16 protein-coding genes are annotated in these 19370 nt (G+C 62.7%); 8 read left to right on the forward strand and 8 right to left on the reverse strand.

Annotated elements, in window-relative coordinates:
- Nucleotides 1–246: 246 nt before the first annotated feature.
- Nucleotides 247–993 (reverse strand): class I SAM-dependent methyltransferase, encoded by a 747-nt coding sequence (locus ATO3_RS22225; RefSeq protein ID WP_088652103.1) that lies wholly within the window; start codon nt 991–993, stop codon nt 247–249.
- Nucleotides 994–1055: 62 nt separating this feature from the next.
- Between ATO3_RS22225 and gloB the strand changes: the two genes are divergently transcribed.
- The 3 genes from gloB (at nt 1056) to ATO3_RS22240 (ending at nt 5632) form a co-directional block, all read left to right on the forward strand.
- Nucleotides 1056–1820, forward strand: coding sequence for a hydroxyacylglutathione hydrolase (gloB, locus tag ATO3_RS22230; protein ID WP_088652104.1), 765 nt, complete (start codon nt 1056–1058; stop codon nt 1818–1820).
- Nucleotides 1821–2345: 525 nt separating this feature from the next.
- A complete protein-coding gene (gene clpA, locus ATO3_RS22235) occupies nt 2346–4673 on the forward strand; it encodes an ATP-dependent Clp protease ATP-binding subunit ClpA (RefSeq protein ID WP_088652105.1) in 2328 nt (775 codons plus the stop codon).
- Nucleotides 4673–5632 (forward strand): M23 family metallopeptidase, encoded by a 960-nt coding sequence (locus ATO3_RS22240; RefSeq protein ID WP_088652106.1) that lies wholly within the window; start codon nt 4673–4675, stop codon nt 5630–5632. The genes clpA and ATO3_RS22240 overlap by 1 nt, the downstream gene beginning before the upstream one ends.
- A 482-nt stretch (nt 5633–6114) precedes the next feature.
- Here ATO3_RS22240 and ATO3_RS22245 read toward each other — a convergent pair whose 3' ends face one another.
- Complete coding sequence (locus tag ATO3_RS22245) at nt 6115–7554, reverse strand: DUF6880 family protein (RefSeq protein WP_088652107.1); 1440 nt, start codon at nt 7552–7554, stop codon at nt 6115–6117.
- Nucleotides 7555–7773: 219 nt separating this feature from the next.
- Between ATO3_RS22245 and ATO3_RS22250 the strand changes: the two genes are divergently transcribed.
- The 3 genes from ATO3_RS22250 to ATO3_RS22260 all read left to right on the forward strand — a co-directional run bounded on the left by ATO3_RS22250 (nt 7774) and on the right by ATO3_RS22260 (nt 11132).
- Nucleotides 7774–8928, forward strand: a complete 1155-nt coding sequence (locus ATO3_RS22250; protein ID WP_088652108.1) for a tyrosine-type recombinase/integrase — start codon at nt 7774–7776, stop codon at nt 8926–8928.
- A gap of 120 nt (nt 8929–9048) precedes the next feature.
- Nucleotides 9049–9909, forward strand: coding sequence for a WYL domain-containing protein (locus tag ATO3_RS22255; RefSeq protein WP_088652109.1), 861 nt, complete (start codon nt 9049–9051; stop codon nt 9907–9909).
- 113 nt (nt 9910–10022) lie between these two features.
- Entirely contained in the window at nt 10023–11132 is a 1110-nt protein-coding gene (locus ATO3_RS22260) for an SEC-C metal-binding domain-containing protein (RefSeq protein WP_158218041.1), read from the forward strand.
- 214 nt (nt 11133–11346) lie between these two features.
- On the opposite strand, the gene ATO3_RS22265 is transcribed toward ATO3_RS22260, so the two are convergent.
- The 3 genes from ATO3_RS22265 to ATO3_RS22275 form a co-directional block, all read right to left on the reverse strand.
- Nucleotides 11347–11913, reverse strand: a complete 567-nt coding sequence (locus tag ATO3_RS22265; protein ID WP_088652111.1) for a hypothetical protein — start codon at nt 11911–11913, stop codon at nt 11347–11349.
- Nucleotides 11914–12369: a Panacea domain-containing protein gene (locus ATO3_RS22270; RefSeq protein ID WP_088652112.1), complete on the reverse strand. Its 456-nt coding sequence runs from the start codon at nt 12367–12369 to the stop codon at nt 11914–11916. It abuts the gene before it with no gap.
- A 289-nt stretch (nt 12370–12658) separates the two neighbouring features.
- Nucleotides 12659–13966 carry an IS256 family transposase gene (locus tag ATO3_RS22275; RefSeq protein ID WP_088652113.1) on the reverse strand — a complete coding sequence of 436 codons (1308 nt, stop codon included), beginning with the start codon at nt 13964–13966 and terminating at the stop codon, nt 12659–12661.
- Nucleotides 13967–14089: 123 nt separating this feature from the next.
- On the opposite strand from ATO3_RS22275, the gene ATO3_RS28590 reads away from it, so the two are divergent.
- A complete protein-coding gene (locus ATO3_RS28590) occupies nt 14090–14245 on the forward strand; it encodes a hypothetical protein (RefSeq protein WP_198963340.1) in 156 nt (51 codons plus the stop codon).
- Between the two features lie 199 nt (nt 14246–14444).
- On the opposite strand, the gene ATO3_RS22280 is transcribed toward ATO3_RS28590, so the two are convergent.
- Together ATO3_RS22280 and ATO3_RS22285 are read right to left on the reverse strand one after the other, a co-directional pair.
- Nucleotides 14445–14873, reverse strand: a complete 429-nt coding sequence (locus ATO3_RS22280) for a hypothetical protein (protein ID WP_088652114.1) — start codon at nt 14871–14873, stop codon at nt 14445–14447.
- A gap of 211 nt (nt 14874–15084) precedes the next feature.
- Nucleotides 15085–16314 (reverse strand): plasmid recombination protein, encoded by a 1230-nt coding sequence (locus ATO3_RS22285; RefSeq protein WP_143747328.1) that lies wholly within the window; start codon nt 16312–16314, stop codon nt 15085–15087.
- Between the two features lie 951 nt (nt 16315–17265).
- Here ATO3_RS22285 and ATO3_RS22290 point away from each other — a divergent pair.
- Nucleotides 17266–18765, forward strand: a complete 1500-nt coding sequence (locus ATO3_RS22290; protein ID WP_158218042.1) for an RNA-directed DNA polymerase — start codon at nt 17266–17268, stop codon at nt 18763–18765.
- Between the two features lie 212 nt (nt 18766–18977).
- On the opposite strand, the gene ATO3_RS22295 is transcribed toward ATO3_RS22290, so the two are convergent.
- A complete protein-coding gene (locus tag ATO3_RS22295; protein ID WP_143747330.1) occupies nt 18978–19361 on the reverse strand; it encodes a hypothetical protein in 384 nt (127 codons plus the stop codon).
- Nucleotides 19362–19370: the final 9 nt, after the last annotated feature.

Consider the following 19370-nt stretch of genomic DNA (forward strand, 5'->3'; position numbering starts at 1 on the left):
CAAGCATTAACGAAATAGCTGGGAGGCAAATTTCAGCTTAATATGGGCCGTTAGCGCAAGTGCGACGGTTTGCGCGCCGGGCGTGACTTGAAACGTTCACGAAATGGGCACGCTCGCGTGATTCCCCCGCCCCTTTCGCGCCTCACGGTTGCGCCGGATCCGGGGCGGACGTGTCATGAGACATGCGCCGGTGCTGAAGAGAAAGGCAGAGGGGACGCATGGTTGGGGCTCGGATCCCGTTCGCGCTCAGACCGGCTTGGCCACCGGCTCCGTCATCCCCTCGAGGATCTGCAGCGGATCGCGCACCCCGCGGCGTTCTACCGTACCGCGCGGCGGGTGAACCCGCTTGGACGCCTCGACCATGAAGACACCGCCGGCCAGACGCGTCGGCATCGACCGGCCCATGCGTTCGATCAGGCGTCCGGATTTCTGCCAGAAACGGCGTTCGGTGGGTGGCTGGTAAAGCGCCGCGGTGTGGCGTTCGGGCAGGAAGCCGTGCTTCTTCAGCTGTGTTTCCAGCTGCGTCAGCGTGTAGGGACGGCCAAAGCCGAAGGGCGTGTTGTCCGACCGGGACCACAGCCCGCCCCGGTTGGGCACGATGAACATCGCCTTGCCGCCGGGCCCCAGCACGCGCCAGACTTCTTCCAGCAGGGCCGAGGGATGTTCCGATGTCTCAAGCCCGTGCAGCAAGACCAGCCGGTCCAGCCGCCCGGTTTCAAACGGCCAGAGCGTTTCCTCGACCAGCACCGAGACATTGGGCTGCCCCGCCGGCCAGGGCATCACCCCCTGCGGCCCGGGCATAAGCGCCACGACGCGGCGCGCATCCGGCAGGTAGGGACGCAGCAGCGGCACGGCAAAGCCGAATCCCGCCACCGTCATCGCCTTGGCCTCGGGCCAGTATTCCAGCAGCCGCGTGCGCAGCGACAGCTGCGCCGCACGGCCGAGCGTGCTGCGGTAGTAGAAGTTACGCAGGTCCTGGACGTCGAGATGCATTGCGGGCGGTCCGGGGATCAGTCAGTCTCTGCTGAAGTTTAGCAGCGCGAAAAGGAAAGGCCATGCCCCTTAAGATCGTCACCGTTCCCTGCCTCTCCGACAATTACGCTTTCCTGGCCCATGACGCGGCCTCGGGCGAGACCGCGTTGGTCGACGTGCCAGAGGCCGCGCCGATCCTGGCGGCGCTGTCCGAGAAGGGCTGGACACTGTCGCACATCCTGATCACCCATCACCACGCCGACCACGTCCAGGGGCTGGACGAGGTGCTTTCCGCGCATCCCGATGCCAAGGTCGTGGGCCATGCCGCCGATGCCGACCGCCTGCCAAAGCTCGACATGGCGCTGGCCGAGGGCGACACGGTGACCGTGGGCGGCTCGACCGGGACAGTGATGGACGTGTCGGGCCATACGGTCGGGCACATCGCCTACCACTTCCCCGACAGCAACGCCGCCTTCACCGCCGACAGCCTGATGGCGCTGGGATGCGGGCGGGTGTTCGAAGGCACCATGCCGATGATGTGGGCCTCGTTGTCGAAGCTGGCCGCCCTGCCCGATGACACGGTCGTCTATTCGGGGCATGAATACACGCAGGCCAACGGGCGGTTCGCCCTGTCGGTCGATCCCGACAACCCGGATCTGCAGGCCCGCGTCGCCGATATTGCAGCCGCGCGCGACAAGGGCGAGCCCACAGTGCCCTCGGCCCTGGCGCTGGAGAAGGCGACGAATCCCTTCCTGCGCGCCCCCGCCCTGGCCGAGCAGCTGGGCATGGCCGGCGCCGACCCGGCGGAGGTCTTCGGCGAGATCCGGCGGCGGAAGGACAGTTTCTGATGGGCCACTGCCCCGCCCGGCCCGTAACACATCGTGATCCGGCGCCGTGACACGGCGTCTTCACGGGCGCGGGCGCGGCGAAACGGGCCGTCGGACAGGTGCGCAGAGGCGTTCGGCCTCATCCTTTGGTCCAATCCGCCGCCATCCGGCCCGCGCCGGGGCAAAGCCGGTCCGCATCGTCAGACCGCGCTTAACGCCCCGGTAACGGGTTATCGTTAACGAGTCGGAGAGGAGAGATGAAATTCCGGGATCGCGCCATATATACTTGTCTATCCTTCCCTCGAACCGCTGTCGGCGCGCCTGCCGATCCTGTCCGGGACGGCCTTTCCCGACCGCCCCGCAACAGCGCCCCAATTCTGTTCGTCCGCGCAGATCCGGCGGGAAATGTGATCGCGCAAGCGCAGAAAAAACTTGAAGCCCACCCATGATCAACCAAACTCTAATACTATGAGCACATGGTTGGTCTTGGGGGACCGGCCCGAGCTGACCCCCCTCACGCCGGCCCAGATCAGAGGAGCACGCCAGGTGCCATCATTTTCGAACTCCCTCGAGCAGGCCATTCACGCAGCGCTGGCATTTGCCAACGAGCGACGTCACGAATTTGCAACGCTCGAACATCTCCTCCTTGCCCTGCTCGATGAACCCGACGCCGTGCGCGTGATGAAAGCGTGCAACGTCGAACTCGACGAGCTGCGGTCGACCCTTGTTGAATTCATTGACGAAGAACTGGCCAACCTGGTCACCGATGTGGACGGCTCCGAAGCAGTGCCGACCGCAGCCTTCCAGCGTGTCATTCAGCGCGCCGCCATCCATGTTCAAAGCTCCGGCCGTACCGAGGTCACCGGCGCCAACGTGCTGGTCGCCATCTTCGCCGAACGCGAAAGCAACGCCGCCTATTTCCTGCAGGAGCAGGAGATGACCCGCTACGACGCCGTCAATTTCATTGCCCATGGCGTCGCCAAGAACCCCGCCTTCGGCGAAAGCCGCCCGGTCCAGGGCGCCGATTCTCCGCAGGAAGAAACCTCGCAGGCGTCACAGCCTGAAGACGATGGAAAGGAAAGCGCGCTGGCCAAGTATTGCGTGGACCTCAATGCAAAATCGCGCGAAGGCAGCATCGATCCGCTGATCGGCCGCGACAGCGAGGTCGAGCGGTGTATTCAGGTGCTCTGCCGCCGGCGCAAGAACAATCCGCTGCTGGTGGGTGACCCCGGCGTCGGCAAGACCGCCATCGCGGAAGGCCTCGCGCGCAAGATTGTTGCCGGCGAGACCCCCGAGGTGCTGGCCAACACCACCATCTACTCGCTCGACATGGGCGCCCTGCTTGCCGGGACCCGCTATCGTGGGGATTTCGAAGAGCGGCTGAAGGCCGTCGTCTCGGAACTGGAAGAGCATCCCGACGCGGTCCTGTTTATCGACGAGATACACACCGTGATCGGTGCCGGCGCCACCTCGGGCGGGGCCATGGATGCCTCCAACCTGCTGAAGCCCGCGCTTCAGGGCGGCAAGCTGCGCACCATGGGATCGACCACCTACAAGGAGTTCCGCCAGCATTTCGAAAAGGACCGCGCGCTGAGCCGCCGGTTCCAGAAGATCGACGTGAACGAGCCGTCTGTCGATGACACGGTGAAGATCCTCAAGGGCCTGAAGCCCTATTTCGAGGAGCACCACGCGGTGAAATACACCTCCGACGCGATCAAGTCGGCGGTGGAGCTGTCGGCGCGCTACATCAACGACCGCAAGCTGCCCGACAAGGCCATCGACGTGATCGACGAGGCCGGCGCGGCGCAGCACCTGGTGGCCGAGAGCAAGCGGCGCAAGACCATCGGCGTGAAGGAGATCGAGGGCGTCGTCGCCAAGATCGCCCGCATCCCGCCGAAGAACGTCTCCAAGGACGATGCCGAGGTGCTCAAGGATCTGGATGCGACGCTCAAGCGCGTGGTCTTCGGCCAGGACAAGGCGATCGAGGCGCTGGCCTCGGCAATCAAGCTCAGCCGCGCGGGTCTGCGCGAGCCCGAGAAGCCCATCGGCAACTACCTGTTCGCCGGGCCGACGGGTGTCGGCAAGACCGAGGTGGCCAAGCAGCTCGCCGATTCGCTGGGCGTGGAACTGCTGAGGTTCGACATGTCGGAATACATGGAGAAACACGCGGTCTCCCGCCTGATCGGCGCGCCCCCGGGCTATGTCGGCTTTGACCAGGGCGGGCTGCTGACCGATGGCGTGGACCAGCATCCGCATTGCATCCTGCTGCTCGACGAGATCGAGAAGGCGCATCCGGATGTCTACAACATCCTGCTGCAGGTGATGGACCACGGGAAGCTGACCGACCATAACGGCCGGACGGTGGATTTCCGCAACGTGGTGCTGATCATGACCTCCAACGCCGGTGCCGCGGAACAGGCCAAGGAAGCCATCGGCTTCGGCCGCGACCGCCGCGAGGGCGAGGACACGGCCGCGATCGAACGCACCTTCACGCCGGAATTCCGCAACCGTCTGGATGCCGTGATCTCCTTCGCGCCGCTGCCGAAAGAGGTCATCCTGCAGGTGGTCGAGAAGTTCGTGCTTCAGCTCGAGGCGCAGCTCATGGATCGCAATGTCACGATCGAGCTTCTGCCCGAGGCCGCGCAATGGCTGGGCGACAAGGGCTACGACGACAAGATGGGCGCCCGCCCGCTTGGCCGCGTGATCCAGGAGAACATCAAGAAACCGCTGGCCGAGGAACTTCTGTTCGGCCGGCTCGCCAAGGGCGGCGTCGTGAAGGTCGGCGTCAAGGATGGCGAGATCGACCTGCAGATCGAAGGCCCCGGCAAGCCTCGCCTCTCGGGCGACAAGCCGCCCCTGCTGACGGCTGAATAATGAGACGGGCGGCTGCCGCCGCCCTCCTGTCGCTCGCCGCGCTCCCCGCGGCGAGCGATGTCGTTCTGGAGATGCCAATCGACTGCACCCTGGGCGACACCTGCTACATCCAGCAGCTGATGGACCACGACCCGGGCCCTGACGCCCGGGATTACCTGTGCGGCTCTCTCACCTATGACGGCCACAAGGGCACAGATTTCGCCCTGCCAACCCTGGCCGATATGGATCGCGGCGTAACCGTCCGCGCCGCCGCCCCCGGCGTGGTGGCAGGACTGCGCGACGGGATGCCGGACCGGCTCTACTCCCCCAACGAAGACGCCTCCGTGGACGGACGCGAGTGTGGCAACGGCGTCGTGCTGCGCCACGGGGACGGCTGGGAAACCCAGTACTGCCACATGCGCGCGGGTTCGATCACCGTGCGTTCGGGCGACCGTGTCGTCGCGGGCGATCCGCTGGGCCAGGTCGGCCTTTCCGGCCAGACCCAGTTCCCGCACCTGCACCTGTCCGTCCGCAAGGACGGCCATCCGATAGACCCCTTCCGCCCCGCAGGCGAAGACTGTGCCGCCCCGGCGTCCGGCCTCTGGGCCGAAACACCCGCCGTGCCCCCGGGAGGGCTGATCGACGCAGGCTTCGCCAGTTCGGTTCCGGACTTCGACGCGATCAAGGCAGGTGACGCGGCGATCGGGCGCCTTTCCAACACGGCCCCCGCGCTGGTGCTTTTCGGCTTTGCCTACGGCAGCCGGGCCGGCGACATCCTGCGGCTGGAGATCGACGGCCCCGAGGGGCGGTTCCTTGCCCAGGATGCCAAGCTCGATCGACCGCAGGCCCAGCTTTTTCGCGCCGCCGGACGGCGCCTGAGCCAGCCATCCTGGCCTCACGGCACCTACACCGGCACCGTGACCCTGCTTCGCGACGGCGAGGCCCTGTCGGAAAAATCGGTCACGATGGAGATCCGGTGACCCCGATGCGCCGTTGATCACGTCTGAGAAAGCGAAGCGGTGGACCGGCCTTAAGCAAAGCGGGCAGACGGCCCCCTCCCCCCACTTCCGGCGTTTTCCTTGCGAACGCCTGTCGAGGCATTCCGATCAGCGGTTCAGTTGGCCTGAGCAGACTCCGGTGGGTCGATGCACCGAGAGCTGAACGAGGCCGCTGACGCTATTTGGAGGACCTCCATGCAAAAAGCGCCCTGTAGGGCGCTTTTCAGGAATATTTGGTTGCGGGGAGAGGATTTGAACCTCTGACCTTCAGGTTATGAGTCGTGTCGAACGAACCATGAACAATCACTCGGAACCGCGAGTTCTTGCGCAGTTTCCGACACTTGCCGATGCCGGCGAAGCGACCCCGCTGCGCACGATCTGTCAGGATTGCGCAGCGTCTTTCGGCCTCGTGCTTCCACAATGCTTCCAAGGGGCCGAGACCTGATTTTCCGGTAGCACGACCATCAGGCAGCGGTAATCGACCAGAAACCGAACTTCCTGCCGTGCTCCTCCTTCAGCCGGGCGACATACGCGTCGTGCGTCTCGAACGCACCGAAGTCCAGGATGTCGCGCGCGAGCCGGGCGCATGAGACCAGGTGCTCGGCGGCATAGCGATACCGCTTCGCCCGCGACCTCGTGAGCGTGAAGTCGATCATCGCGCGGAGCACCAGCGTTGCAGCCAGCGGATGACGTTCTGACAGGGCCTCCGCCGCGGGCGCGAGATACTCGTAGTGGTCGCCGTCGATCTCGTCGTGCCGGGCCATCAGGAGTTCTGCGGCGCGATCCAGCGCCGGCCAGTCGAGGAAGAATTGCAGGGCGTGAAGAAGGCTCGGATAGGCCATGGCGTGCGCCATCGCCCGCTCCTCGGCGTCGATGTCGTCGAAGTCGGGCAGCCGCTTGAGATAGGCTCGCAGGTAGCTGTCGGAGAGCGTGCGTTCGAAGCAGTCCCACCGGAACGCTTGCGCCTCCTCGCCTCGACCCAGCGCCTCCAGCGTCTGCAGGCGAATGTCCTGCCAGGCCAGCGGCACCCGCAGGCCGTCGCCCAGCTCCGCGCGCTCGAGGAACCCCAGCGCCTCGCCTGCCCTGCCGGCCGCGAGCAGGCGCTGCGCGATCTCGGCCGCGATCTGCGGCACCTTGCGCGTCTTCGGATCGTACTGGGCGATGAAGCCGTCGACGTCGCCCTGCGCGTCGGCGATGTCCTTGAGCGCCATGGCGACCGTGCTCGCGCGCTCGCGCGCCCGCATCTCGTGCTCGTAGGTGGTGCCGCCCGGGCCCCAGCCCACCGCCTTCCATTGGTCCTTAGGCGGAACCGGCACAGGCGAACGACCGAGGTCCTCGGCCATCGATTTCAGGGCCGCCAGCCCCTCGTCGCCGAGCGCCGGGGCCATGATGCCGATCAGGCCGTCATACTGGCCATAGCCGTTGTCCTGAAGCGCATCGAGGACAGAGCCGGCGAGCGCCTGCGGATCCGGCCGAACCTTTTCGGCGAGCTGGCCCAGATCGGCGCAGGCCTGGTGGAAGATGCCGATGACCGTGCCGCTGGAGTCGTCGCAGCGCTCGAAGACGGGCGTGGCGAGCGCGATGAACCGCCACATCAGCGCCAGCGCCTCGTCCGGATCGGCAGGCGCGATCTGCTCGACGATGGCGCGCCGCTGGGTTTCGAGATCCGTGACCAGCGCCTTGCGGTTCTTCCAGGTAATGAAGCTGCGGGCGCGGGCGATGCTTGTCAGCCGCTTGGTGATCTCCCGCGCGGCCTCCCTCGGGCTCTGGGCTCCCGCCAGCGCGAGCCGCAGCTTGCGCTTGGCGGCCGCGTTGCCGGTGCTGACCTCGATCAGTAGTTGCGCCAGGCGCTCGGCGCCCAGCGCTTCGAGGTTCTTCGCATTGAGGGTGGTCTTGGAAGCCATCGGATCGCCAGTTTCTTTTCCCCGAGCCTATCAGCGGTCCACCGGGTCCGAAACCTGCGTTCTGATTCGCGCGGTTCGTCGATTTCCCGCGCCAGCGCGCCGAAACGCCCTGCGCGGAAATGCGAGCCACTTCCTTTTTCTTCGCAATTTCAATGTGTTCGTTGACTGTCGCCCGCACTTCAGCACTGTGGAACTTCGAGAGAACCACCGAAGAGCGCCATGCCCAGGATCACCAAACGCCTAGTTGACGCCGCAGAAGCCCAACCCGCCGAATACTTCGTCTGGGACAGCGAGATCCCCGGCTTCGGACTGCGCGTGCTGCCGAGCGGGCGCAAGGGCTACGTGGTCCAGTATCGCGCCGGACGCCGGTCCCGGCGGATCAGCCTCGGGCCCAGCACGGTGCTGACCTGCGAGCAGGCGCGCAACCGCGCCATCTCCATCGTCGCCGCCGCGCGCAATGGCGCGGACCCCGCCGCCGAGCGGGACGCAGGGCGCAGGGCGATCACGGTGAAGGAGCTGGCCGAGCGGTTCGACAAGGAACACATCGCGATCCGCGTGAAGGCCAGCACAGCCAAGGAATATCGCCGGAACCTCGAACGCTTCATCCTGCCCGCGCTCGGGCAGCTGACGGTCACGGGCACCACCCTGGCGGACGTGGCGAAGTTCCACCACGACCTCCGCCATATCCCCTATCAGGCGAACCGCTGCCTCGAAGTGGTCTCGAAGATGTTCAGCCTCGCCGAGATGTGGGGCCTGCGTCCGGACGGCACCAACCCGCGAAAGCACATCCGGAAATACCCCGAGGAGAAGCGCGAGCGCTTTCTCAGCGCGGCCGAACTCCGCCGGATCGGCGAGGTCCTGCGCGAGATGGAGGTAGAGGGGATCGAACTGCCCTCGGCCATCCTCGCCGCGCGCTTGCTGATCCTGACTGGGTGTCGGCTGAATGAGATCATGACGCTGAAATGGGAATACGTCGATCTGGCCGAGCGCGTCCTGCGCCTGCCGGATTCCAAGTCCGGCGCCAAAGTCGTCCATCTCGGCCAGCCCGTCGTCGATCTGCTCCGCGACGCTCAGCGCATCGACGAGAACCCGTGGGTCATCACCGGCACCCTGCCGGGCAAGCGCCTGAGCGATCTCCAGCCCTTCTGGCAGCGCGTTCGCGCCCGCGCCGGGGTGAAGGACGTCCGCATACACGACCTGCGCCACACCTTCGCGTCGACCGCCGTCGCCTCGGGTCAGGGACTGCCGATGATCGGCAAGCTCCTTGGCCACACGCAGGTCCAGACCACGGCGCGCTACGCCCATCTGGCGGCCGAGCCGGTGCGGATGGCTGCCGATGCGGTGGCGCAGAACCTCAGGCAATCCTTGGGATAATCGCGCGCCGCTGCGCCCCTTTTCGATTGATTGCACAATCCCTCGCGGCTACCCTCCAAGAAAGCCCAGAAATTGGGCGCGCACAGTTCGCGTGCGCGCAGGGCCGGGCGGGAGTGCAGAGTGGACAGGGACAAGGCCGAACTACGCTGGGGAATCGAGCAGCGCCTCGAGTTCATCGAGTTCCGCCTGTTCTGGGAGGGGCACGTCAATCGCATCGACGTGATGCAGCAGTTCGGCGTCTCGGTGAACCAGGCATCCTCCGACCTGAACCGATACATCGCGCTGGCGCCGGACAACATGGTCTACGACAAGAGCGCGCGCACCTATGTCCGCGGGTCCGACTTCGACTGCAAGTTCCGCCCTCCAGACGCCGCGCACTACCTCTCACAGCTCCGCCTCGTTGCCGACGACGTGCTGGAGCGCGAGGACTGCTGGATCCCTGACCTGCCACCCTACGCATCCGCCCCCACGCCAGTGCGTGGTGTCGATCCTGTGACGCTGCGGGCTGTTGTCGGCGCCATCCGCCGCTCCGAGGCGACCGAGGTGAAATATCAGTCCCTGTCCAGCCCGGAGCCACGCTGGCGGTGGATCGCGCCGCACGCCATCGCGTTCGACGGGTTCCGCTGGCACACGCGGGCGTTCTGTCTGACCGACGAGTGCTTCAAGGACTTCCTGCTCTCACGGATCCTCGGCATCCGCGGATCGCGGGAGAGTGAAACGTCGGCCGAACAAGATCGCGACTGGCATTCCGTGGTCACCCTGGAGGTCGGACCCCATCCAGAACTTTCGGAGACGCAGGCCAAGGTCATCGCGCTCGACTACGGAATGCGTAGCGGCAAGGCCAAGATCAAGGTCCGACGAGCGCTCCTCTACTACGCGCTGAGACGGCTCGGGCTCGATACCGACCCGAGCGCCCGCCGCCCTCAGGATCAGCAGATTGTTCTGCTCAACCGCGATCTGGTTCTCGAGGGGGCAGCATGACGATAGCAGACTCACTCAACGCATTGGCGGCTTGTCTCCCAACTGTTCGGACACGAATCCTAAGCTATCGGGATCGCCGTGTTCGCCTGACCGAGTCCGATACGATACGCGTGTTGATCCTTCCCGTCCTCGAAGCGCTCGGATGGGATCTTCAGGACGTCGAAGAGGTCAGAAGCGAATACCGCCACACGGCTGCTGACAATCCTGTCGACTATGCCCTTTTCCTCCACAGCACTCCGGCGCTCTTCGTTGAGGCCAAGGCGCTCGGGGTCAGCCTGGATGACCGCAAGCCGCTCCTGCAGACCCTGAACTATGCCAACGCCGCCGGTGTGGACTGGTGCGTGCTCACCAATGGCGCGGCCTGGAGGATCTACAAGGTCCACGCACCGGTCGAAGCGGAAGAGAAACTGTTCCTGACGGTCCTGCTCGACGACCCGTCTGCCGCGATCGAAGACATCGCCGCTACGCTCTCGCTCCTGTCCCGCGGCCGGATGCAGGCGCGCGCGATCGACGCGCTTTGGACGGAGTGGCGGGTGGACCGGCAGGTCGAGGCCGTCCTCGACGCAATTACGGAAGACGACGCGTTTGTCCGTCTGGTCGCCAAACGGGCCGCTGGCCTCACCGCAGGCGAAGTCCGCGCCTCGCTACGGCGATCAGGGCTGCGGAGCTTCTATCCGCGGGTAGAGGCTTTCATGGCCAAGCTCGACAGGCTTTCCGAGACGTCGACCACGACCGATAGCATCAAGCTCGCCGAAGCGTCGCTTGAGGAAGTGCCACCCGCGCCAGCCAAGTCGGGCCGAGCGCGGCTGATGAAGACACGCGAAATGGTCGACGAGGGGCTTCTGCCGGTTGGCACCATCCTCACGATAAAAGACCGACCAGATAGCGCCGCTACCGTGGTGGACGGGAAGCGTGTCGAGTTTCGCGGCGAGCTGATGAGCTTCAACGAGTGGGGCTGCAAAGCGACCGGCTGGACAGCAATCCAGATCTACAAATGGGCGGTGCTGCCGGACGGGCGGCTCCTCGAGGCGCTGCGTGGGCCCCCTCCTCAACGGCTGACTGCTCCTCCATGCTCACTTTCCAACATCGCAAAGCAGATGGGTAGAACTGAGCCTGTTGTAACGTCGGCTACGCGTCCAGGTGGACGAAAAATTGGACGGAATGAACGCTGCCCCTGCGGATCAGGAAAAAAGTTCAAACATTGCCACGGTCGGAGAGATTGAGCTCAGTTTTACTCCGGCAAGTGGAACTGGCCGGTTTCGCAAAGCCGACCACATGGCGCAAAAGCAATCGCTCTCTGGAATCCGGCCCGCGTCGCTCTGTTAAACGGCGTGATTGAGCTCGGCATACCCGTCACGGAAGCCTCGAGATGAGTCTCTCCGAGGAAAGAGGAAAATCGACAAATGAACAGTGCGCGCAAAAAGCCTGGCGGAGGGATCAATTCTTTTCGGTTGGGTAGATTTGGTGTTCGGCATCCCACCAAACGACAAAGAATGTTGCGCCCTGCCTTACGCCCCAGATGCGTTCCTTGCCGCCGACTCTGAACCGAAACAGCTCTTCCTCTGTCCGCTCGATCTCGATCCAGCGATCTTGGGCTTCGTCGCACAAACTGTCCCATGACTGGGAGTGGTGCTTCCTGTGGCGCTCCTTCCCACCGGTAGTCTGGGAGAGGATTTCGGACCACGTAAGGCTGCTCATCGCATCCATTGCTGCCCGGACAGCGCAGCCAGCTCCCGCTCTCGCGTCCGGCGAACACCAATTACGCGCCTGCCCCCAAGTCCACGCTCCATCGCGGTCAGCATAGTCGAACAACTTGTAAGCCATGCTCATCTGCATAATGCTCTCCGGGCTAGCACCGGCACGAACAGACTTCGTTTCATCAGGCTCGATAAGGACGCGCGGCTCGTGGTCAACCGTGACCGCTTCCACAAGTCGGGCCTTCTTCTCGCTGTCTTTGAGTTGTTTTTGAATCTTGCGAGCAATGCGCGCTTCCTTGCGCGACATCTATTCCTTCGCAGGCTCTTGGCCGAGACCCGAATAGTACTCATGCATGTCGGACAGCGTGATTGGCTCTTGGCAGTTCTGCCCATCTGAGGCGCCTGCCCGCTCGCGTGCCATCCGCCAAGGCGCTTCAAGGTGAGTGAGATCACTCAACCACTGTGCAGACTTGGCCCCGTAAAACTTCATGACCTCGTCTATGGTCGCCCGCTGATCTGCGCTGAGGGTCGAAGGGTTGCCGGGAATGGAGCCAGGTGCAACCTTGAACCTGCCCTTGTGAGCCGCATACAGATCAGGGCTAACGGGACCGTTAGCCCATGCCTCGATAACCTCTTCAAACAAAGGGGTTTCGTCCCAAACCAGGGACCAGCACTGCGAGTAGTAGACGAGTTTCTGCAACTTCATCGCAGTCATCTCGCCGCCCTGCTCCAAAATATAGGCTGCGGCGTCGTGCACAGTCATGGCGTCCTCCTAGGCTGGAGATATGTCCCGTAGGATATGTCAAGTCAAATAACGTTATGTTTCCCGCATCCAAACCTATGCGCTGCTGCGACGCACTCGCGCGTACGATCGACCGCGCGACCCGCCGTGCCGACCGCCAACGCCCCACGCCCGCGATGGTTCAAGGGGCTCGCGATCGCCGGCTCAAGCGAACTTGGTTGTGTCGGCCGCTGTGTATCACTTGACGAGACGATCCAAAGTCTAGAGCGCACTGAGCGACCTTGCGTTTGTCCATCGGGATCACCGAGGGTCAAGTCTGAGAACTGCTGGAAATTCCGGTGACGGGGCGAGCCTGCCGGGCGGCAGTGGCGGTGGTGTCGGCGGCTTCGTATTCGGCGGCGAGTTCCTGCCGGACGGCCTCGATCTGACGGCGCTCGAACTCGGTGAAGCGGATCGAGCGCCAGCGCTCGGCGGCGCGGGTCATGGCGCCGAACATGAGCTTGAGCACCGGGCGCTCGCCGAAGGCGTTGGGGATGATCTTCAGCCGGCGGCGCTCCTCGACGAAGAGACGCTCCAGAAGGTTCGTGGTCCGGATCGCCCGGCGGTGGGTGACGGGCATGCGCAGGTGCGCGATGCACGCCTCGAAGTCGTCCTCGAAGCAGGTCACGGCCGAGGGCAGGTCCCGTCCGAAGTCCTCGACGACGCCCTTCGCGAGATCGCGCGCGATCGCCCGGCTCGGGGCCTGGTAGACGGCCTGCACGCGCGCCTTGACCTCCGGCCAGACGTCCTCGGGGACCTTGGCGGCGAGGTTGCGCATGCGGTGCGCGAGGCAGCGCTGGCGCGCCGAGCGCGGGAAACAGGTCTCGATCGCCTTGATCACGCCGGGCGCGCCGTCCGAGACCACCAGGGCCGGGTCTCCCAGCCCGCGGGCGCGCATGTCCTGGAAGAAGGCCGACACCGTCTCGGCGTCCTCCTTCGATCCGGCCATCAGGTGCAGGAGAACCCGCGCCCCGGTCGCGGTGAAGCCCCAGGCCGCCATCACCGGCTCGCGCCGCTGACCCGGGCGGACGCGCTCGGCGATGCCGTCCACGAAGAGGTAGACGATCTCGTGCTCGCTCAGGTCCCGCGCGGCGAACTCCTGATAGTCCCGCCAGAGCTGCTCGCCGAGCTCGGACACCGCCGTGCGCGACAGCAGAAGCCGCCCGTCGTCGGCGCGAAAGGCGTCCTCGATGTCGCGCACCGACAGGCCCCGCGCCAGCATCTCCACCGCCAGTTCCTCCAGCGCCTCGGTCCGGCCCTTGGCGTGCTCGCGGATCTCGGAGCGGAACGGCTCGTCCCGCCCGGCGACCTGCGGCGCGGAGAACTCGATCGCCCCCTCCGCCGTCTTCAGCCGCCCGGTGCGGCAGCCGTTGCGATAACCCCGGCCCTCCTCCGCGCCGCGCTCGTAGTAGTCCCGCCCCAGCGCATCCCGGGTCTCCGCCTCAAGCGCCTCCTCCAGGATCAGCCGGGTGGCCAGCTTCACCAGCTCCGAGCGCCCGTCGGGCGACGACAGCCGCCCCTCGATCAGCGACGACAGTGTCTCGCGGGTGCGCATCGACGGCGGTACTCTCTTGCTCATGGGGTGCTCCCGGGCTGGCGCCGGCGGCAACCGGCGAAGGTGGTTCCGTCACCTCCCAGCAGGGCGGCACCCCAGCCGAATTTCCAGCAAGTTTAGGACTTCACCATCACCGAGTTCGTGCTCATGACCGAACAGCGGCCGGTACTGGATGTTGTCGCGGTCGATGTTCGAGAGCTCGCCTTTGGCAGCGGGATCCCGGCCGGAATTGATGCGATGATCCCTATCGAGCGGAACTGGAAGCAAAGGACATCGAAGACATCGATTTACGAAGCGATATGAAGGACTTCGTTCCCTCTTGCTTCCATAGTGCTTCCACGGTGGTCCCAAACGCAAACGCCGCCCCGGAGGGCGGCGTTCAAGCGTTTGATAACGCGTAGGATTTTGGTTGCGGGAGCAGGATTTGGTCTTTGGCGAACGATTTTGCAGGTGAGACGGTGATCTGCGCCTCCACGCGCATTCTGCGCGCGGGGCGAAGCCCTCACGCCTGGCTTTCGGCGGCATCAGGCTTTGATTGCACGTCATCGTCGGCGGCTGCCTTGGCTGCTTCTTCATCGGCCTTCCACCGATCGACCTGCTGCTGCGCGCGCTCTGCGACGCCTTCCGGTGCCTTGGCGTGCTTGAACATCCGGCGGCGGTTGGTGGCGGTGGCGAAGCAGCCGAGTTCGAAGAAGATTTCCTCGATTTGCTCGGGTGCGGCTTCTTCGAGCCAGTCGAGCCAAGCGTCGAAAGTTTCGGCAATGGCCATGCGGGCCTCTCGCTGGATCTTGTCGTTCTTGCGGGCCTTCTGGTCGGCGATATTGGCGATCGAAACCATCGCCTTCTGCATGCGAGCCTCCATGGCGGGGGTCATCTCGAACTGCGTCGAACGGGGCTTGCGGGCGGGTTTCTGGGACAGCGATTTCTTCATTTGGAATACTCCGGGTTTGCGGTTGCGATGTCACCGGAGCCTTGGGTTTGCCGCCCGCCGCATCCGGCTTGCGCTTAATGTGGAGTCGAAAATTTTCGCGCTTCAGCGGACGGAAACGAGAAAATTGCACTTGCCAAGCCAAACGACTGAAAAGAAAACACTTCTTCTTCAGTAGGACCTTTCTGGTGAAAGAATCGGTACCTGTGCGCCATCACTGCGGCTCCTCGAACCGTGAGTTCGGCCCCTTCGAACGCCCCTTCGCCCGCGGATCGAGCGCCATGATCTTCGCGGTCAGCGTTCGCCGGATCTGCGCAATCCGGTTCCGCTGGTCTTGCGAGATCGTGCGAGCGATCTCGAGGATGATTTCGTCTGCGGCCCTGATCTCCGCAATCTCGGACGCGATGTGCTCTTGCGCCTCACGACGCGCCTTCTCTTCGGCCATCGCACCGAGCCGCTTTGCAACTGCCCGGAAGGCCTTGCGCGCGGCAGCAAATCCGAGAGTTGCCTTCTTGACCGATGGTTGCGTTTGGGGGTTCCCGTTTGCCTTGGCGCTCTTGGCCGGACGCCCGTCAGTGTCGATCTCGCCCGCCGCCACCGCCTCGGCAAAGGCCAGGACGGTTGCCGCGTCGTCTTCGCGTTCGACGAGATCGCGCTCGCGGGTCTCGACTTCAGCGGCCTTCTCGGCGAGGCGCTTTTCCTCTTTCGCGCGCCACTCTGTGGGTCGGACATGCCGCGGATTGATCGGAGGTGTCCGACCGTCGTTCAGCGCGTCGCGGATGGCCTGCTTTCGTTTCTCGCCGCGCACCAGACCGATTTCGCTGAACCACTCGCCGACGCTGTCCTGCGCGGCCTCGTAGTCCTTGATAAGCGGATGGATCGAGGGCTGCAGAACACGGCACTCGATCCCGTATTTCCTGACGGTCGCGCGCGGCATGATGACAGCGTGGATGTGATAGGCTTGTTCGTCGAGATCGGCGCGGGCATGGATGACGTCGTCGCCGAAGTTTTCGCGCAACCAGGCGACGGCCCGTTCCTCGAACAGTTCTTCGCGCGAGGTGCTGAACTCCACATCGCTGCTCTCGGTCTGCTCGAACCAGTCCTTGTTGGCAGTCAGGATGAGTTCGCGCATCGGTCCGTGCCGCGACGCCCGCCAGGGATCGCGGGGCCCTTCGATCCGCCGCTTCTCGAGATCCTTTCGCCGGTTCCGCCGGTCGAGGTCCTCGAGCTCAGCTGCGAAAGTCTCGACCTTCATCAGCTCAATCTCGGCACGCGCCTCTTCCGCCCAGATCTGTGAGCCGATCAGCCGACGGGGCTTCGGCTTGTTCCGGTCGATGTGTCCGAGGTCACCGCCCTTGCGATAGCGGTGGGCCTCGTAGCCACCGATATCGCTCGGGTCCATGCCCTCGAACCGCAGGACCACCGGGTGCTTCTTGCTTGCCATGTCTGACCTCCAAACGTTGAGGTCAGAAAATGGGTTGATGTTTTCCCGCACCGGAGAAACCGGCCAGACGCAGCCGCGAACGGATGTGTGGGGTCATTACTCACTAAACAGCCCGCACTTCGGCACCTGCGGTGCCTGCGTTCGGCCTGCCGTTCGCCCGGGGCGCTGCCCCGGAACCCCGCCCGCCGGGGGCGCCTGTGCGGCGAGCACTCCTCCGCGGAGGGCGGCAAGGTCATCGTTCCGCACTCCCCTTGCAACCCCTGCTCCCGGGGGAGCGTCGTTCCGCACTCCTCCCCCGAACCCCCGCCTGCTCGCAGGGGCCGTTCGCCACGCCCCTGCACCCCGAGGCCGTTAGTGCGAGGCGCACCGCGCCGGAGAAGAGAACGCTTTTCGGAGCGTTCTCATCACCGGCGCCGGTCGGGGTAATGATGATGGGTTTCCAGACATTCGCGGCGGTCCGCTCGAATGGCGGCGATCCGCATGTAGCCGTTCACTAACTGACCTGATCGGAGCACACCACTTCGTCGCATTTGCGACGTCGACGCGCTGTCCAAAAGCAAAACCTCATGATGCGTCCCCCCTTGCCAGCGAGGCCACTCAGTCCGATAACTAAGCGACCAATGTGCGAGGCTGGTTTTGCAATCTCCGAACTTTCAGTTTCTACAAAGTGATATCAAGGACGTCTTCGATATAAGCCTCTTGAAGGAGGAGTGGAAGAAGCGAACGAAGCCGCAAATACGGAAGCAGCTCATATTCGACGCGGTTGAATATAGAGACATTGACCAAGATATAACTCGTCTACTTCAACGCGTACACAGGGAGGTCAGTGAGGGCAACTATGTCGTACGCATGCCAAAGAGGTATCTGGCTGAGAAGTCTCGCGGCCTTTGCCGACAAATGACTTTGATACACCCAAAAGACCTACTCGTTCTGGAAAGGCTCTCCAGGTCGGTGTACTTTGAGTTGAAGCATAAAGCTCCAAGCAAGTCAGCTTTTTTCGAGCCCGATGATGGAAAATTCACGAAGGGTTTTAAGCAAAGCGACTTCGAGTACGGATCATTTGCAAGCTGGAAGAAGTTTCAAAAGAGCATCTTTGGCTTTGCAAAGGAGAACAACTACATCGTAATAACCGACGTCGCGAATTTCTACGACTTTATCAACTTTCAGCACCTTAGAAACATCGTCTCTTCCCTGGCAGACATCCGCGAGTCCATTCTCGACCTGCTGATCCATGTGCTGAACCGCCTGACATGGACGCCAGATTTCATGCCTTTGACACAAGTCGGCATGCCTCAAATTGAGACATCAGCAACACGTGTTTTGGCGAACGCTATGCTCTACGAGGTGGACAAGCTTTGCGAGCACTCAGCGGTGTCTAACTACGCCAGATTTATGGACGACATGGATATCGGCGTGAGTTCTGTTGAGAAAGCAAAGGTCATTGTTCGAGATATTGATCTAACCCTACAATCACGCCAACTCAGGCTCAACTCCTCGAAGACTCAAATACTATCACAGCAGGAGGCATTCGCTCATTTCTGTATTTCGGAGAATTTGACGCTCTCACGGGTAGAGGCGCTTATCGAGAAGAAACGATTCTTAAAGTTCGCCAAGGCGATCTTAACCTCGAAATATGAGGCTTGGCTTGATCGGACCTCTGCTGGCGGTCCGAGCGAGAAATCGCGTTTCATTAGGGGCAATGGCCCAAAGATCTATAAACATGTATTGACTTTGATCTACGAAGCAGGTGGAAGCGTCAGTGAAGAGGACCTCCTCTGGCAGGTCGAGCATAATCCCTCAATGCGGCCAACAGCACTGCGATACCTCTCCAGAACGAGTAGAGGAAATACAGTCCTCAAGAAATTGATCGCAATGGTGAGAAGCGGCGTGTTCGTTGACGATGCTGCATACGTAGATGTGGCGGGCTTCATGCTTCACGCCAAGTTTCGCAAGACCAAAGCATGCACACTTCGGGCGGAAGAATTCTGCAAACACGCCGCGTCAACGAGCGATATTGGCTTGCACTGTGCAATATTCGTGTCAGCTCGCTTTCTAGATCGCCCACAAATACAATGCCTTCTGGATGACAATATCGAGCGAATTTCAGACGACTTCTGGCTCAGCCGGGCCGCTGCGGGGCTGACGTCTCTGTTCATTGGTGAATCCGAATGGGGTCAGTATCTTGACTTCATTCGCAAGCTGAACTCGCAAGATGCCGACGATGTATACGAGTATCTACTGTCGGTAAGTAGCTCGACCAGCTTTAGCCAATCGCTCAAAGCTTACATCAAAGCTCCAAATCACACCTTTCCTCAGGCACTCTTCTTTCCCAAGGTCTTGATCCTACTGGCCGCCGCGAAGAATGGCAGCAGCGCTTCATTGGCTCCCAACCTACATGTGGATCATCCTGCGCTCAAGAAGGATCCCTACTACGCTCAAATGGGTTTTTGACCCAGGGTCGTCTACAGCATCAAGCCTCCCACGCCGCAGCATCGGAAAGGTCGCGAGAGACTGAAAGTGACTCACAGCCGCCATTCGCTGCGCAACGAACGATTAGCGACTGTGAGCTAAGTGTCGACAGCAAGATTTGGCGACTACGTTCACGAAGGCAAGAAGCAGCATTCGAGACAGATCGGTTAAAATAAATCGCGCCCGGCTGCCTATCAAAATGCAATTAAGTCATTTTCACGAAGTATCTCGAATATCTCAGAAGACTCGGTATCACTAACCTGCCTCCGCAAGAATGGAGATTCCTCAGATCCGTAGCTGAATATTTTCTGCCCTTGATGCCTCATTCTTACATGAGTCACGCACGGGCTATCCATATTTTTAGCGCGGTGTATCGTTCCGGCCTTAATAAAGTAGTGCTGCCCCGCACCGCAGGTAAAGTTTACCACCTCTGATATTGCTCCAAGCCTCCCCGTCTCATGCAGTATCGACCTACCATCATCGTAGGTCACCGAAAATTCCTTCAGGTTTGCCTCTCTATCCGGAACGAACTCAGCTATATAGTTCTTAATAGATCCAGCGAGAACGTTGGAGTCCAAGTCGAACTC

Source organism: Marinibacterium profundimaris, assembly GCF_002210095.1.
In the GTDB taxonomy this organism is placed as follows: Bacteria; Pseudomonadota; Alphaproteobacteria; order Rhodobacterales; family Rhodobacteraceae; genus Marinibacterium; species Marinibacterium profundimaris.

Bases quoted from the DNA above. Each gene is read 5' to 3' on its own strand.
- ATO3_RS22270 (WP_088652112.1), bottom strand. From the start codon at position 12,369: ATGACTGTGCACGACGCCGCAGCCTATATTTTGGAGCAGGGCGGCGAG.
- ATO3_RS22275 (WP_088652113.1), bottom strand. From the start codon at position 13,966: ATGAGCAAGAGAGTACCGCCGTCGATGCGCACCCGCGAGACACTGTCG.
- ATO3_RS22265 (WP_088652111.1), bottom strand. From the start codon at position 11,913: ATGTCGCGCAAGGAAGCGCGCATTGCTCGCAAGATTCAAAAACAACTC.
- ATO3_RS22280 (WP_088652114.1), bottom strand. From the start codon at position 14,873: ATGAAGAAATCGCTGTCCCAGAAACCCGCCCGCAAGCCCCGTTCGACG.
- ATO3_RS28590 (WP_198963340.1), top strand. From the start codon at position 14,090: ATGACCGAACAGCGGCCGGTACTGGATGTTGTCGCGGTCGATGTTCGA.
- gloB (WP_088652104.1), top strand. From the start codon at position 1,056: ATGCCCCTTAAGATCGTCACCGTTCCCTGCCTCTCCGACAATTACGCT.
- ATO3_RS22250 (WP_088652108.1), top strand. From the start codon at position 7,774: ATGCCCAGGATCACCAAACGCCTAGTTGACGCCGCAGAAGCCCAACCC.
- ATO3_RS22285 (WP_143747328.1), bottom strand. From the start codon at position 16,314: ATGGCAAGCAAGAAGCACCCGGTGGTCCTGCGGTTCGAGGGCATGGAC.
- ATO3_RS22245 (WP_088652107.1), bottom strand. From the start codon at position 7,554: ATGGCTTCCAAGACCACCCTCAATGCGAAGAACCTCGAAGCGCTGGGC.
- ATO3_RS22240 (WP_088652106.1), top strand. From the start codon at position 4,673: ATGAGACGGGCGGCTGCCGCCGCCCTCCTGTCGCTCGCCGCGCTCCCC.
- ATO3_RS22225 (WP_088652103.1), bottom strand. From the start codon at position 993: ATGCATCTCGACGTCCAGGACCTGCGTAACTTCTACTACCGCAGCACG.